The sequence below is a fragment of the Chitinophaga sancti genome (genome assembly GCF_034424315.1).
In the GTDB taxonomy this organism is placed as follows: domain Bacteria; phylum Bacteroidota; class Bacteroidia; order Chitinophagales; family Chitinophagaceae; genus Chitinophaga; species Chitinophaga sancti.
In genome coordinates this window covers 2,158,982-2,173,662 of sequence record NZ_CP139972.1, presented here as the reverse complement: position 1 = coordinate 2,173,662, position 14,681 = coordinate 2,158,982, and the positions used below count along the sequence as shown (strand labels likewise).

Genomic DNA, 14,681 nt, shown 5'->3' with positions numbered 1-14,681 from the left:
AATGAAACAGAGATAGACATTCATCTGCCGGGGAATACAACCTCGAAAGAAATTGATTTGCCGGTAAATGCAACAACGAATGTCATTCATCAATAAGCAATTGCCAGTTAGCTAATATTGATCTCAATCATTGAAACATACTCTCCATATTAAATCGCCAGTTATTTATTTATATCATGCGCGCCTGACAAGGACGATAAATACTGTCATATAATATTTTTAAAAAATAATTAAATATTTATTAGTGCGAAAATAATCCTATATTCAAAATATTGTTTGAAACCTGGTAATCATGAAATTTAACGCTAACCCAATACCTGTGCTACAGCAATTGTGCGTAGTCATCCTATGCCTGTTAAATCCCGCCACGTCCCTGGCGGATGCTACACCGGATACAAACTATGTAGCAGGTGTCTTCAAATCAATCCAGGACAGCGGGCGCTATGTAAGCTCACTGGGTTCGCAGGAAATGGGTCACTTACCAGTGGGCCTTGTCCGGGAAATCAATGGACGTGTATATGTCATTGCTATTGACAGTGCGCGCTTCACCCCTATGGGTGCCTATCTGAATGCTTATTTCAAATTTACATTTCCGGGTACGGACCATGACCTGATCTTCGGGGGAAAGGATATCGCTTTCACCCCGGGAGGGATAGGGGTATCCGGGGCTACGAAGCTGGTATTGTTAAAAGACCAGGTTATTGGCCTGAATGAGCACCTGGATCTCGTTTTTCCAGGTGATGGCAGGAATTATATTGATTGGGATTGTAACGGCTTTAAAGGGGCTAATTTAAGCGCTGTATTCGAATTTGATAACAAGTGGCTTACCCCGGAAGATCCAGCCGCCAACCAGCTAAAAGCCACTTTGCAGTTACACGTATCTGATCTCAGTGATATTATAGCAGGCATAGACCTGCCGGCCTTTCATATTGCCGGTCTGGAAGATTTTAGTTTTAAAGTAACGAATGCAATAGTCGATTTAAGTGACCTGGCAAATCCTGCCGGGCTAGCGGCAACAGATGCCTTGTGGCGGGGATTTTATTTACAGGAACTGGAAGTGGGATTGCCTGTGCAACTTGGCCGGCCCGTGGTGAAGGTCACTGATTTTATCATCGATGACCAGGGGATCAGTGGCACATTGACAGGAAAAAACCTGTTGCAATTAGGAGATGCCAATCTTGGCGGATGGCCCATTTCAGTCAGTCAAATAGGCATTAATTTCTGTAAGAATAAACTGAATGGCGGTTCACTGGCCGGGCAATTGCAAATACCTTTCCTGGGTACAACACCGATCGATTATGAAGCAGCTGTAAATATGCGGGGTACAGTGCCTTACTATTCCTTTGCATTGTCCATAGCAGAGGATAGAAAGTATGCATGTTTTGCAGGAGAGATCTCCCTGGATAAGAACTCCAGGATTGAAGTAAGTAACTTTGTGCCGGTTGCTACGCTGCATGGGAAAGTAAATATCAACAAAGGGGTATTGAATATTCAAGGCGTCGCCTTCCAGGACCTGGTGCTTTCTACCCAACAGCCTTATGTGCATAGTGGCGTTTTTTCCCTGGGTAGCACCAGCAGTAAAATGGCCGCTTTCCCCATTTCATTTGATAGTATCCGCCTGGGTATTTCAGCAGGTAAGATCGCCATCGGGGCTGCCGTGAAACTGAATTTCATGAATGCTGCTGATAAGGGATTTAGTGGCTCCACCTCATTTGTGCTAACTGAAGAAAAAGCCAGCATCGATGATATCCGTTTATCCGTTGCTGTCATGGCTTTTAAAATGGATGGCATTCTTACGCTGTTTGACAAACATCCTATATATGGAAACGGCTTCAGGGGCTACCTGAAATTCGGCTTACCCGGGCCGATCCCGGAAGCAAGGGCCACTGCTTATTTCGGATCGAAAGACGATTACAGGTATTACCATGTGGATGCTTATGTAGGTACCAATATACCAATACCTCCCATGTTAAATCTAACTGGCCTGATGGGTGGTTTATCTTATCACATGGAAAGACCGCGCGATTTCGATCCTTATGCTTCCAGGAATAAAGTAGATCAGCAGGGAGGATTGAAAGAAGTAGATGAGATCTTCCAATACATACCCAGTAAGGAAGCTGGCCTGGGTTTTATGGGCGGCGTTTCACTGGCACTGGTAAAAGAAATGATCGTCAATGTCAATGCTTCGCTGGAAGTGCAGTTCGGTACTGATGGTGCTTTCCGGTATGCACAATTTGATGGTGCCGGATATGTTTTGCATTTGCCGGTAAAAGCAGTGAACAGCACCGCTGCCAATGGTGATGAAAGTGCAGCCATCCGCATTACATTAAAAATGCGATACGATAATGTGAATGGTACATTTGATGCGATCGCGAAAACCTATATTAATTGCTTTATAAAAGGGAATGGAGAAAGTGCCTTGCATACAGGACCCGATGGCTGGTATTTTTATATAGGTCGTCCTTCACAGATGTTTAACCTGGACATCGCCGGATTAGCGACGGCTAAGACGTACTTTATGACTGGCTCACAGCTGGAGGATATGCCACCGCTACCCAAAGAAGTGAGTGATGTTTTAGGTGATTACAATACCATGGAATTTCCATTGAAATCTGGTGGAGGCCTTGCTTTTGGGGCACATTTTTCTATGGGATTTAGTTTTGACTACGGGGTGTATGGAGACTTTAATATTGGGGCAGGTGCAGATATCTGCCTCCGCGATTATGGAGAGGCCAGGTGTAAGGGGAGTAATGAGATCATTGGGATCAATGGATGGTATGCCACCGGACAAGCCTATGCTTACCTGAATGGAGAAGTAGGCATGCGGGTAAAAGTATTTGGAAAGAAAAGAGGTTTTCCTATCGCCAAACTGGCAGCAGCAGTTTTATTACAGGCAAAGATGCCAAACCCGGTCTGGATGAAAGGTGTAGTAGGTGTGAAGTATTCCGTATTAGGAGGAATGGTACACGGTACTGCCCGTATAAAAGTTGAACTAGGTACGCAATGTGAAATCGCCGATGCAAAGGAACTGGACCTTGCCATTATCAATGATATAAGACCCGCACCTCAATCTGCCGAAGTAAGTGTATTTGCCGCACCACAGGTGGCTTTCAATATACCCGTGATGAAACCCTTTTCTATGCTGAATAATTATGATGAGGTGGAGACCTACCGTGTGCAACTGGATGGGATTAATATCTTGAACGATAAAACAATGATAACAGGTACCACCGAAATCTCCGGGGATGGTACGACCGCTACCCTGAACCTGCGTGATATTCTGCCACCTAATACGACTTTAAATGCCAGTGCCAGAGTACACATAGAAAGACAAAATGGAACTACCTGGCTCGCATTGGATGACCATGAAACAAAGGCCACCTCATTTACTACCGGCACAGCGCCCGCCTATATTCCATGGGAGAATATAGCTTATGCATACCCGGTAAAACAACAATCTCATTTCCTGCCAAAAGAATCTCCCAATGGGTATATCAAACTGAAACGCGGACAACCCTATTTGTTTGCTGATGACATAGGGATAAAATTTGCTGATCAAAATGGTGATTCTTTGAAAACATCATTTGCTTATGACTCCGGTATGGCTCAATTGAATTTTGCGATACCAGCAGGTATGATGAAAGAAATGGATTATAAGCTGCTTGTATTGAAAGAAAGTAAAGCGGATACAGGTCATGTCATTGCAGGAGCGATTACCCATACATCTGCTAACGGAGATACCACCACTATTACACAAAATACCTTAAACGCAGATGCAAGGACTGCCATAAATACTGAGCTCCTTAACTATGATTTCCGCACCAGTATGTACAACACCTTCATTGAGAAAATGAGTGCTGTCGGTAATCAAAAAGATTTCTTTGATGTAGGTACCGGGTATGTCAGTGTCATTGGCCAGCGATGGGATTTGCCGGAAACTTTTGATGAACCTGAATTGAAAAACCTGGTCACTGTAAAAGCCAATATGAATAACAGCTGGTTGCAGAATCAGATTATACCCTTGATTTATAAGAATAGCACGCCGCCCCTGGATGCCGTCTGGCTGGCCAATGATGATTATGTAGCCGGTCGTGCCCGCATCGTATATTATCTATCCTGTGAAGCAATTCTTGACTACCATAAACTACTAAACACCACGGCAGCCATTAACCCGGATTCACCACTTTTAAGCAGCCTGTATCCTGATCTGCAGCGGAATATTTATTATCCCGTAGATCTTGCCTACCGGCTACCGGGTAACAACCATATCACCTCATCTATCACCAAAAGCATTTATTACAAACTATAACATTCCATGTACCGTATCTTATTGTTTTTATTATGCTGTTGCCAGCTGGCAACAGGGCAGGAGCATCATATTGCCGCTATAGCAGATGTACAACCCGGTGTAACCAGGTTACGCTGGGCACCATCCGGTTTCGTGGAATGGGAATTGGGCACCAGGTATGGTTATAATATTGAGCGCTTCATCATCGGAGAAAACAGGTTTACCCTATTGACTCCGCAGCCCATCAAGCCCCTTCCACTTGCCCAAATGGATCCCAATAATGAAAAGGTCGCCATCGTTGCTGAAGTCATTTACGGGGAGAAAATAAGTCCGGCAGGAAAAGGATTCAGCGCCTTCTACGAAGCCCAAAATACAAATGAATGGAGAATGGCGATGGCCTTACTCGCCTGTGACCTGTCCACGCAAGCGGCTAAAAGCGCTGGTCTGTATTTTGAAGATAGCGACATCGTGGAAGGGCGTCGCTATGCCTACCGCATCTCCCTGGCACAACAGCCGAAGAATCTGGTGGTGGATACTGCTGTAGTAGTAGCGGTTCCTGGTTTACTAAGCAGACCGCGTGAAGTGAGGATGCTTTGCGGGGATAAGACAGTCACCTTAGCCTGGAAAAAAGATAGTTATTCTGCTTACATCGTAGAGCGTTCTGCCAATGGAAAGGACTTTCATCCTGTGTCAGACCTGCCTCTTGTCTCACCGCATTTCAAAGATACCTTACCCGGAAATGAGCATAGATATTTTTATAGAATAAAGGGGATCACCCCATTTGCAGACTACGGTCCCTACTCTGAAATAGTCAGCGGCACCGGTATTACTGAAGTAGAAAACCGGCCCGAACTGGATACGATCATCGTACAGCAGAATCAACGTATTGAAATCCGCTGGCTGCTTCCTGGTAGCCTGAAAGATCAGTTAGCAAAGATCGTTATTACAAGGGCTGCTAATAGTAAAGGGCCATTCCGGCCCATTGCCAACTTCAATAAAATAGCATATGCTTTTACAGATCAACATCCCGGCAATTCGAACTATTACCGCATCAAAGGCATCACCAAACAGGGGAAGGCGATTTATTCATTTCCCTATTTTGCACAGCTCATCGATACCATTCCTCCTGCTGTGCCTACAGGTTTCAATGGAAATGTAGATTCCATAGGTATTGCGACATTAAAATGGAAGGCCAATATCGAACCCGATTTGCTCGGCTACCGGGTATTTCGTGCGAATAGTCTTACAGAAGAATTTGTAGAGCTAAGTAAAAAGATTTTATCCCAACCTGCTTTTACTGATACCCTTACCTTGCATACACTCAGTGCCAACATCTTCTACAAAGTTATTGCAGTAGATAAAAACTATAATACCTCTCCCTATTCAGCAGTCATTCTATTAAAGCGGCCGGATACCATCCCGCCATCAGCTTCCCTGTTTACAAAAGCGATCGGCACAGATACGGCTATTGTATTAGAATGGCAAAATAGTTCCAGTGAAGATGCGATACGGTACATACTTTACAGGGTCAATACAAAGGATAGTAGCCGGGTTCAAATATCTGCGTGGGATCATCCACAAAAAATGAGCAGCTTTAGAGACACTGCTCTCCGGCCCGGCAATACTTACTACTATGAATTGCTCGTATGTGATGCTGCCGGCAATAAAGCCATCGCCATTAGTAGCGATGTGTTTTTCGAAAGCGGAACCCGGCCGCCAATCACGAGCTGGAAGGCGGAGAAACAGGATCAGCACATCCTGTTACACTGGCAATATCATTTAGCAGGTGTAAAGCAATTCCGGATTTACCGCGCCAAGAGTAATGATTTGTTTACCCTGTATACAACACTGGATGGTAACTTACACGACTACACCGATAAGGTCCTCTTTCCCGGGAATGTATACAAATATAAAATTACCGCTGTACTGCCAGGTGATGTGAAGTCGGCCATGAGCAAAGTCATTGAAGTGATTTACTGATACTATGAAATACCTGATCTACACCCTCTTGTTTGTTCAACAAGCCTCCGCTCAAGCCATTGACCAGCTGGGCCTGAAAAAAGGAATTACCATGAATGGCAGCATCAATGCCAGTATGACTGCCTACAAAGCCTATGGCATAGCGCAGCGCCGTGATCCCTTTGCCTGGTACCTGAATGGCAATGTCAACATGAACCTGTTTGGTTATAGTCTGCCATTTTCATTTAGCTATAGCAACCAGGGAAGCAGCTATTCCCAGCCCTTCAACCAGTACCGCTTCGCACCATCTTATAAATGGGCAAAATTATACCTGGGCAGCAGTAGTATGCAGTTCTCCAATTACACGCTTGCAGGTCATGTATTCAATGGGGCAGGAGTGGAATTGAATCCCGGAAAATGGCGCATGGCGGCTATGTATGGCACCTTGTTGAAAGCAGAAAACAGGAAAGGATATGGTACAAAATTAGGGTATGAAAATAATGGTAACAGCTATAGTATATCCCTCTTTGCGGCAAAGGATCCCGCTCATTACAACCAGACGGCTGCAATTGCCATCAAACAACGCATCAGCAAACGCATTTTTGCAGATGCCGAATATTCTGTCTCTTTATTAAACGATCTATTCTTTGATGCAATACAGGCAGGCGTAGGTTATAATGGCAATACTTATGCGCTTCAACTGCGCTATGAACGAATTGCACCCGGTTACAATACCCTGGGTGCCTATGCTGTCGTCAACGATATGCGGAATATCACGATCGCGCCTGCTGTGCAACTCTTCAAAGGGAGAATGTCAGTTACAGGTAATGCAGGTATGCAGGTCAATAATCTCGATCATGCAAAAATGAGTGATACCCGGCGCTGGGTGGCCAGCATCAACACCAGCATTACTCCCAATGAGCATTGGATGATGAATGCAGGGTATTCCAATTTTAATACATTTACCCGTGTACGCCCCTTAGCCGATCCATATTTTACTAATCCGCTTGATACACTCGATTATTACCAGGTAAATACAACGTACAATACCATGTTGCTATATAAGATAAGAAGTAGTGCCATCACACTGAATACGTCTTTCCAGCACGCCAGCGATAAGCGCGATGCCAATGATCAGCTGAGCAGTTTCTTTACTGCCAATATCAGTTATACTCATTTGCTTACGAAGCTGGATCTTTCGTTGAGCACCGCTTTCAATTATTATTATAATACTTCCACGGGGCTCAATACTGAATTCTTTGGACCTAATATCAATATCAGCAAACAGTTTTTTAAGAAGACCTGCAAAGCCGTTTTACTGAGCACTTATAATATTACGAAGGTGGCGCAGGTTCAATCCAGGCTTTTCAATACAGGATTGACGCTGGGCTTTACGCCGAGAGGGAGAAAGCATAACCTGGGGGGCTCGCTGCTTTACCTGCATAAAGACAGGCTTACGGAATGGACTGGAACGATGAATTATGCTTATTCATTTTAGGCGATCCACTGCTTCTTTATTTGCAGGATTCAATAGCAGGGATTTTTGATAAAACGCTCTTGCTGTTTTGGGATCGCCATTTTTAACAATGGCAATCCCTTCCTTCGTAAACACGCGGCCAGGTAGGCCTTGTCAAATATTTCAAAATCAGGTAAATCACCCGTATGTGAGACTAAATGCCGGATCTTAATCCCGGTATAGGGAACCTCTTTCAAATACTTATTTATAGGATCATCCGGCCTGGTATAGGACTTTTCGACCAGGTGCATGACGGAACACTTTTGATAAAGAAGCCGGCTCAAAATTGGTCGATTCGCTATTGGGAATACGAGCTGCTATATTGGCCCAGCCATGCTGCTGCTAACATACAACCTTGCCGGAACGGGCAGCCAGCAAACTACCATAAAAAAACGTGGTATCTAACTGGGCTATAAGGGATACATGTACCAACAAGCACAGGAAAAACAATGATATAGCTTTCATAATAACTAATCTACGAATTGCCTCGTAGACTAGTTAAGTATTTCCTTACGGGGGTATCAAACAACACCATCACCAGCCATGCAAAGCCAACCAGCAGGATTAATCCAATGATGACTATCCATGTGATCTGCGCGTTATCTGGTTTATACTTCAGCAGGTAACCCGAGAACACAAACATCACCATATAGTGTGTCATATATAAAGGGTAGGAGAGTTTGCCCAGGAAATTACATAAGCCCTGTACGGCTGAATGCAGACCCGCGCCGGCACCCAATGCCACCAGCAAGGGAAAATACAGCATTACCACCCCGGTTTCTGCGAGCCAGTTATATTTAAAATGTGGCATCATCAGGGCGGCCAGCAACAACACGGAAAGCCCTATGAAACCCAGTTTATTGCTGATAATAATATGATACCTGTACACCAGCATACCCGCCAGGAAACCATAAGAAATCCTTGCACCGCCCTGCCAGAAAGTACCACCACTCCAGCCCCCCATCATGTTGCCCGCAGTATAGCCTACATAAACCAAACCAGCTGCCGCTATGCAAAGCAATACTAAGAGTACCCGCCTGGGAAGTTTCCACAACAGCAGCCCATACACGATATTTGCCACATACTCCCAGAACAATGACCAGGAGGGCGCATTCAGGTTAAAATTGTTTAGCCAGCGCTCTGCTACCACCGGGTAAGGGATCATCAGTATCCCCGTTAAAAAGAGCAATGTGATCTTACCAACACCATAGCCTGCCGGCGTTGGCGTGAAGGGATCCCAGAGAAACCCGATCAATCCCAATACCGTACCCAGCACTACTAAAGGATGTAAACGTATCAGCCTGGATATAAAGAACTGTTTCAGCCCCATGCTGCCTATACGACTATCATAGGCATATGCAATTACAAATCCACTCAGGCAAAAGAAGAAGTCTACAGCCAGGAACCCATGCCCGATGAAGTTCCTGCTATAATCTGAAATGACGATTTCCATAAAGTGAAAGGTCACTACCGCAAAAGCGGCCACGCCTCTTAAACCGTCTAAAATTTCATAGTGCTGTTTTGATTTCAGTACGTCTCCACTCATAGCCATCTAAAATAGTCATCAGGAATTATAAATACAAATTATATATTTGCAATATATTGTCGTTGATGCTCAAATAATTATGTTCAGAATATTGATTAACCCAAATCCGGATAAAATACAAACTATTAGAATTAGGGGCTGCAAAGCACTATATTTTTATTACCTTACCAGCAGTTTTATTTTATATCCGTTATGAATGCAAATGTACTCCCGTCCAAGCCACACTATCAGATCCTGGATGGTTTAAGAGGTGTAGCCGCTTTAATCGTAGTCACCTTTCACATTTTTGAAGCCCATGCCACTAGTCATCTCACGCAGATTATTAACCATGGATACCTGGCGGTAGACTTTTTCTTCCTGCTATCGGGGTATGTAATTTCGTATGCCTATGATGATCGCTGGCAAAAGATGTCGATCGGCAATTTTTTCCGTCGCCGTCTCGAAAGACTGCAGCCTATGGTGATCATGGGTATGATCATTGGTGCCGCTTGTTTTTATTTCAGCGATTCGCCGGCTTTATTTCCAAACATTCATAACGTTGAATTATGGAAAGTGCTGCTTACCATGCTGGTAGGGTTTACCCTGCTGCCCATTCCTGTATCTATGGACATCAGGGGCTGGCAGGAATTACATCCGCTGGATGGACCGGGCTGGTCTTTGTTCTACGAGTACATCGCTAACATTCTATACGGGTTGGGCATCCGCAGGTTTTCAAAAGGCCTGCTCACGGCATTGGTGGTGCTGTCTGCCGCTGCGTTGATGCATTACACCATTACCAGTGCATCAGGTGATATTATTGGTGGCTGGTCACTCACACCTGAGCAGATCAAGATCGGTTTTATCAGGATGATGTTCCCTTTCTTTGGTGGTTTATTACTGGCGAGAGTAACGAAACCTGTTCATATTAAAAACGCATTCCTGTGGGCAAGTCTCTTACTCGCAGTCGTTTTGTTTATGCCAAGAATAGGTGGTGCTGATCATTTATGGGCCAATGGTTTATACGAAGCGTTGGCGATCATTTTTGTATTCCCCCTGATTGTTTACCTCGGTGCCGGTGGGCAGACCCACAGCATCAAAGAAAATAAGATCTGCAAATTCCTGGGTGACATCTCATACCCAATATACATCACCCATTACCCATTTATTTACATTTACACAGGATGGGCTTACGACAACAGGGGGGCTTCGCTGTCTCAGGCCATTGGCTATGGACTGCTCACCTTTGCCGTATCCGTTCTTGTGGGTTATGCCAGTCTTAAGCTGTATGACGAACCCATACGGGCATGGCTGAAAAAGAAATCCCTTACATAATGAAAAAAACAACGCGGGCCGAGAAGGCCCAGGAGACCCTGCAGATTATTGAACAGGGCTATTATCGTGTGAAAGAAGAGGTTGTCAACATTAAAGTATCCATTGCCACTACACTCGAAGATTGCAAATTGTACACCCCTGACGATTTCAGTACCTTCATGCCTGAAGTAGCCCAAAAGGCTGCTTCAGCCAATGAAGCAACTACTTTCGAAGTCATTAACACGCCGGTATTGGAAGCTGCTGCTACCATGATCCGCCAGCAAAAAAAGATCGGCTGCCTCAACTTCGCCTCCGCCAAGAACCCCGGGGGAGGCTTCCTGGGAGGCGCCGTAGCGCAGGAAGAAAGCCTGGCCATGTCTTCAGCATTGTACGCAACGCTCTCAAAACACTTTGCGATGTATGAGTATAACAGGGCCAGACCTACGCTGTTGTATTCAGATCACATGATCTGGAGCCCGGATGTAGCAGTATTCCGCAATGATAATGGCGAACTGCTGGCCGACCCTTATCCCGTCTCGTTCATCACCAGTCCTGCTGTAAACATTGGCGCGATCATGAATAATCGTCCGCACGAAAAAGCACAGGCGGAAGATGTGATGCTGCGCAGAATGGACAGGGTACTGGGTGTATTTGCGCATCATAATATCGAACACCTCTTATTAGGTGCCTGGGGATGTGGGGTATTCAGGAATGACCCAACGGATATCGCACGCTACTTCGGATCTTACTTATTAGGAGAAGGAAAGTACAGTAAATGCTTTAAATCAGTCGTTTTTGCAGTCCTTGATAAAAGCGCTGCCATGCCTAATATGAAGGCATTCCAGGAAATTTTTACCTGAAAACAGGGAGTGATAAAATTATTTGAAAAACAGGTTGGAGAAGTTCTATCTTTGCGCCCGCAAGCGGAAACCTAATTAACGCTCCTATACCTTTTTATGCTAAGTGCTAGTTTCAAGAAGTCTTCCTGGAAAGCATTGAAAGTTATTTCTTTGTCTTTCGGAGGAGTATTAGTATTGCTATTTATCCTGCCTTTTCTTTTTCCAAAGGCTGTTTCAAACAAGATTAAGACCTGGGCCAATAATAGCATCACCAGCGAAATGAATTTTTCGAAGGCCAGGCTATCCTTCTTTAACCATTTTCCATCTTTGACACTCACCCTCTATGATTTTAGTCTGAAAGGGTCTGCACCTTTTGAACAGGATACACTGGTAGTGGCATCCGAAGTTTCGCTGGGGGTAGACTTATCTACTATCTTTTCTAAAACCATTCAGATCAATGAGATCTACCTGACTAAAGGGAATGTACATGTGCAGGTGGATACGGATGGCCGGCCCAATTACAATATCTATGAATCTACTGCGCCTGCCAAAGCGTCGAAGGAAGATACCAGCGGTGCATCCCTGAACATAGACAGGATCCAGCTGGAACATTGCCGTATCATTTACAATGACCGTTCCCTGGCCCTGAATATCAAGGCCAATGACGTAAATTATAAAGGAAAGGGTAACCTGAAATCTAACAAATTTGATCTCTACTCCAGGATTGGTATCAATTCATTTGACCTCTCTTATGGAGGCATTCCTTATATCCAATCCAAGAAACTAAAAGGTGACCTGATTACCCGGATCAATACGAAGTCACTCGACCTTGTGTTCGAAAAGAATGACCTGAAGATTAACCAGTTGCCCGTACAATTCAAAGGTGAATTCAGTTTTTTGCGGAATGGATATGAGATGGACTTCCTGCTGAGCTCCGGGGCATCTACCCTGGAAGCCCTGTTTAGTGCGCTGCCTTCCAAGTACCTGAGCTGGATGGAGCATACAGACATTGAAGGAGATGCGGAATTATCTGCTTCACTGAAAGGTAAATACGTGGCGAACGCGAACAAGATGCCCGATTTTACTTTTAAAATTAAGGTAAGAGATGGGGAGATTTCAAGTTCAGGTGCATCCAGCAAGATTGAAAAATTAAGACTGGACTTCATCACCCGTTTACCGCAGCTAAACCCGGATCGTTTGACCATTAACCTGGATTCACTGTCGTTCCAGCTGGACAAAGGGCACCTGGATGCGGATATTGATATTACAAGTCTGACGAAACCCCTGGTAAAAGCCAGGATGGATGCGGACATCGATATGGAGAAATGGACGAAAGCAATTGGCTACGATAAATTTAAACTGAAAGGACACCTGCAGGCGAAACTAAAAGCGGATGGCAGGTATATACCGAATGTAAGTGTGCCGGCCTTTGATTTTACATCTACTTTCAGCAATGGATCACTGCACTTCGAAGATGTATCAGAGCCGATTAAGAACATTGGTTTTGTGGTAGCAGCCTATAGCAGGGATAACAGTTATGCCAATGTACACCTCGATGTGAGCAGGATCAATGCAGAAGCACTCACGAACTATATCAAAGGCAATATACAGATCAACAATGCACTCGCACCGAATATTGATGCGAACCTGGTGGGTTTACTGCACATGGAGGAGATCAAGCAGTTCTACCCGGTTGATGGCATAGACCTGCATGGCGATGTGAGGGTAAATGTAGTCAGCAAAGGCCCATGGGTACCCGCACAGAAATTGTTCCCTGTCACCACGGCTTCCCTGAAAATGAGCAATGGTGCGGTGAAAACAAAGTACTATCCGCACCCGATAGAAAAGATCAATGTGGATGCTGTGCTGGTAGATACAACGGGCAATTTCAATGCACTGAGATTTGATATTAAACCGGTGGCTTTTGAATTTGAAGGGCAGCCTTTTCACCTGAAAGCAGCTGTAGATAATTTCAACGATCCGCATTACGATATCAGTGCAAATGGTTCCATTGATCTGGGTAAGATCTATAAAGTACTGGGCAAGGAAGGCTATGATGTAAATGGCATGATCAAAGCTGATCTGTCACTGCATGGTACACAGAGCGATGCAATGTCCGGCCAGTATGCGAAACTGGATAACAAGGGGTCACTGACAGTAAAGGATATAACCGTGAAGGCGAACATCTTCCCCCTGCCTTTCCATATCAATAACGGGGTCTTCCGCTTTGCGGATGATAAGATGTGGTTCGATCAGTTCGATGTACACTATGGAAAATCAGACCTGCACATTGATGGGTATCTCAATAACCTGATCGGCTATATGACGCAGCAGGATCAGCATTTACAAGGTGCCCTGGACCTGAAAAGTCGTTATTTACAGGTGGATGAACTGGCGGCTTATACGGGCAACAGTGATCCTGCCGATGCAGCAGCGGGAGCACCCGGTGTGGTGATCATCCCGGCTAATGTGCGGCTTACCGTCAATGCTGCCGCAGACAGGGTCAATTATAACGGGATAGACCTGCATCGTTTCCATGGCACTCTTGGGGTGGAGAATGGTACGCTGAATATGAGCAATACCGGCTTTAATATCATAGATGCACCGGTGGTCATGGATGCGCAGTATACAAGTCTGAGTGCAAGGCGTGCGCAGTTCGATTTCAGGATCAGTGCAAAGGAGTTTGACATCAAACGTGCTTATAAGGAAATCAAACTTTTTCATGATATGGCTACCTCTGCATCAAGTGCCAGTGGTATTGTTGGCCTGGAGTATCATATCAATGGCCGCCTGTATGAGAATATGAAAGTGTCTTATCCATCGCTGACAGGAGAGGGGGTATTGACGCTGAAGAAAATTAAACTGAAAGGATTTAAGTTATTAAATACGGTGAGCAATAAGACGGGCAAAGAGGATCTGAAAGATCCGGGTCTGTCAGAAGTAAATATCCGTAGTTCTATAGCCAACAATATTATTACCATTGAAAGGACGAAGCTGCGGATAGCGGGAATGCGTCCGCGTTTTGAAGGACAAGTAAGCCTGGATGGCCGCCTGAACCTGAAAGGGCGGGTAGGTTTGCCGCCTTTGGGGATCTGGGGCATCCCGTTTTATGTAACGGGTACCCAGCATAATCCTGTGGTGAAGCTGGGGAGGAATAAGGATATGGATTTGCAGGAGGGGAAGGAGGAATAATAGTATTTCAATTTTATGCTTAGGCCGGCCGTAGGCCATTACTCCCGTCGA

The 14,681-nt window shown here is 44.9% G+C and carries 7 protein-coding genes; 6 read left to right on the top strand and 1 reads right to left on the bottom strand.

The window, feature by feature from the left end; translation table 11 throughout:
• The first annotated feature begins 292 nt into the window (after nt 1-292).
• Genes U0033_RS08290 through U0033_RS08280 form a run of 3 tightly spaced genes read left to right on the top strand, consistent with a single transcriptional unit; the run spans nt 293 to nt 7,745 of the window.
• Nucleotides 293-4,309, top strand: a complete 4,017-nt coding sequence (locus U0033_RS08290) for a hypothetical protein (protein ID WP_072365222.1) — start codon at nt 293-295, stop codon at nt 4,307-4,309.
• Between the two features lie 6 nt (nt 4,310-4,315).
• A complete protein-coding gene (locus tag U0033_RS08285) occupies nt 4,316-6,268 on the top strand; it encodes a fibronectin type III domain-containing protein (protein ID WP_072365220.1) in 1,953 nt (650 codons plus the stop codon).
• A 4-nt stretch (nt 6,269-6,272) separates the two neighbouring features.
• A complete protein-coding gene (locus U0033_RS08280) occupies nt 6,273-7,745 on the top strand; it encodes a hypothetical protein (RefSeq protein ID WP_072365219.1) in 1,473 nt (490 codons plus the stop codon).
• A 493-nt stretch (nt 7,746-8,238) separates the two neighbouring features.
• Here U0033_RS08280 and U0033_RS08275 read toward each other — a convergent pair whose 3' ends face one another.
• Nucleotides 8,239-9,309: an acyltransferase family protein gene (locus tag U0033_RS08275; protein ID WP_245801863.1), complete on the bottom strand. Its 1,071-nt coding sequence runs from the start codon at nt 9,307-9,309 to the stop codon at nt 8,239-8,241.
• A 192-nt stretch (nt 9,310-9,501) separates the two neighbouring features.
• Here U0033_RS08275 and U0033_RS08270 point away from each other — a divergent pair, with 192 nt between their 5' ends.
• The 3 genes from U0033_RS08270 to U0033_RS08260 all read left to right on the top strand — a co-directional run bounded on the left by U0033_RS08270 (nt 9,502) and on the right by U0033_RS08260 (nt 14,630).
• Nucleotides 9,502-10,620, top strand: a complete 1,119-nt coding sequence (locus tag U0033_RS08270) for an acyltransferase family protein (RefSeq protein ID WP_072365213.1) — start codon at nt 9,502-9,504, stop codon at nt 10,618-10,620.
• Nucleotides 10,620-11,459, top strand: coding sequence for a TIGR02452 family protein (locus tag U0033_RS08265; protein ID WP_072365306.1), 840 nt, complete (start codon nt 10,620-10,622; stop codon nt 11,457-11,459). The genes U0033_RS08270 and U0033_RS08265 overlap by 1 nt, the downstream gene beginning before the upstream one ends.
• Before the next feature lie 96 nt (nt 11,460-11,555).
• A complete protein-coding gene (locus U0033_RS08260) occupies nt 11,556-14,630 on the top strand; it encodes an AsmA family protein (protein WP_072365211.1) in 3,075 nt (1,024 codons plus the stop codon).
• Nucleotides 14,631-14,681: the final 51 nt, after the last annotated feature.

Excerpts from the sequence above, each read along its gene's own strand:
- U0033_RS08285 (WP_072365220.1), top strand. The coding sequence starts at position 4,316 with ATGTACCGTATCTTATTGTTTTTATTATGCTGTTGCCAGCTGGCAACA.
- U0033_RS08275 (WP_245801863.1), bottom strand. The coding sequence starts at position 9,309 with ATGAGTGGAGACGTACTGAAATCAAAACAGCACTATGAAATTTTAGAC.
- U0033_RS08290 (WP_072365222.1), top strand. The coding sequence starts at position 293 with ATGAAATTTAACGCTAACCCAATACCTGTGCTACAGCAATTGTGCGTA.
- U0033_RS08260 (WP_072365211.1), top strand. The coding sequence starts at position 11,556 with ATGCTAAGTGCTAGTTTCAAGAAGTCTTCCTGGAAAGCATTGAAAGTT.
- U0033_RS08280 (WP_072365219.1), top strand. The coding sequence starts at position 6,273 with ATGAAATACCTGATCTACACCCTCTTGTTTGTTCAACAAGCCTCCGCT.
- U0033_RS08265 (WP_072365306.1), top strand. The coding sequence starts at position 10,620 with ATGAAAAAAACAACGCGGGCCGAGAAGGCCCAGGAGACCCTGCAGATT.
- U0033_RS08270 (WP_072365213.1), top strand. The coding sequence starts at position 9,502 with ATGAATGCAAATGTACTCCCGTCCAAGCCACACTATCAGATCCTGGAT.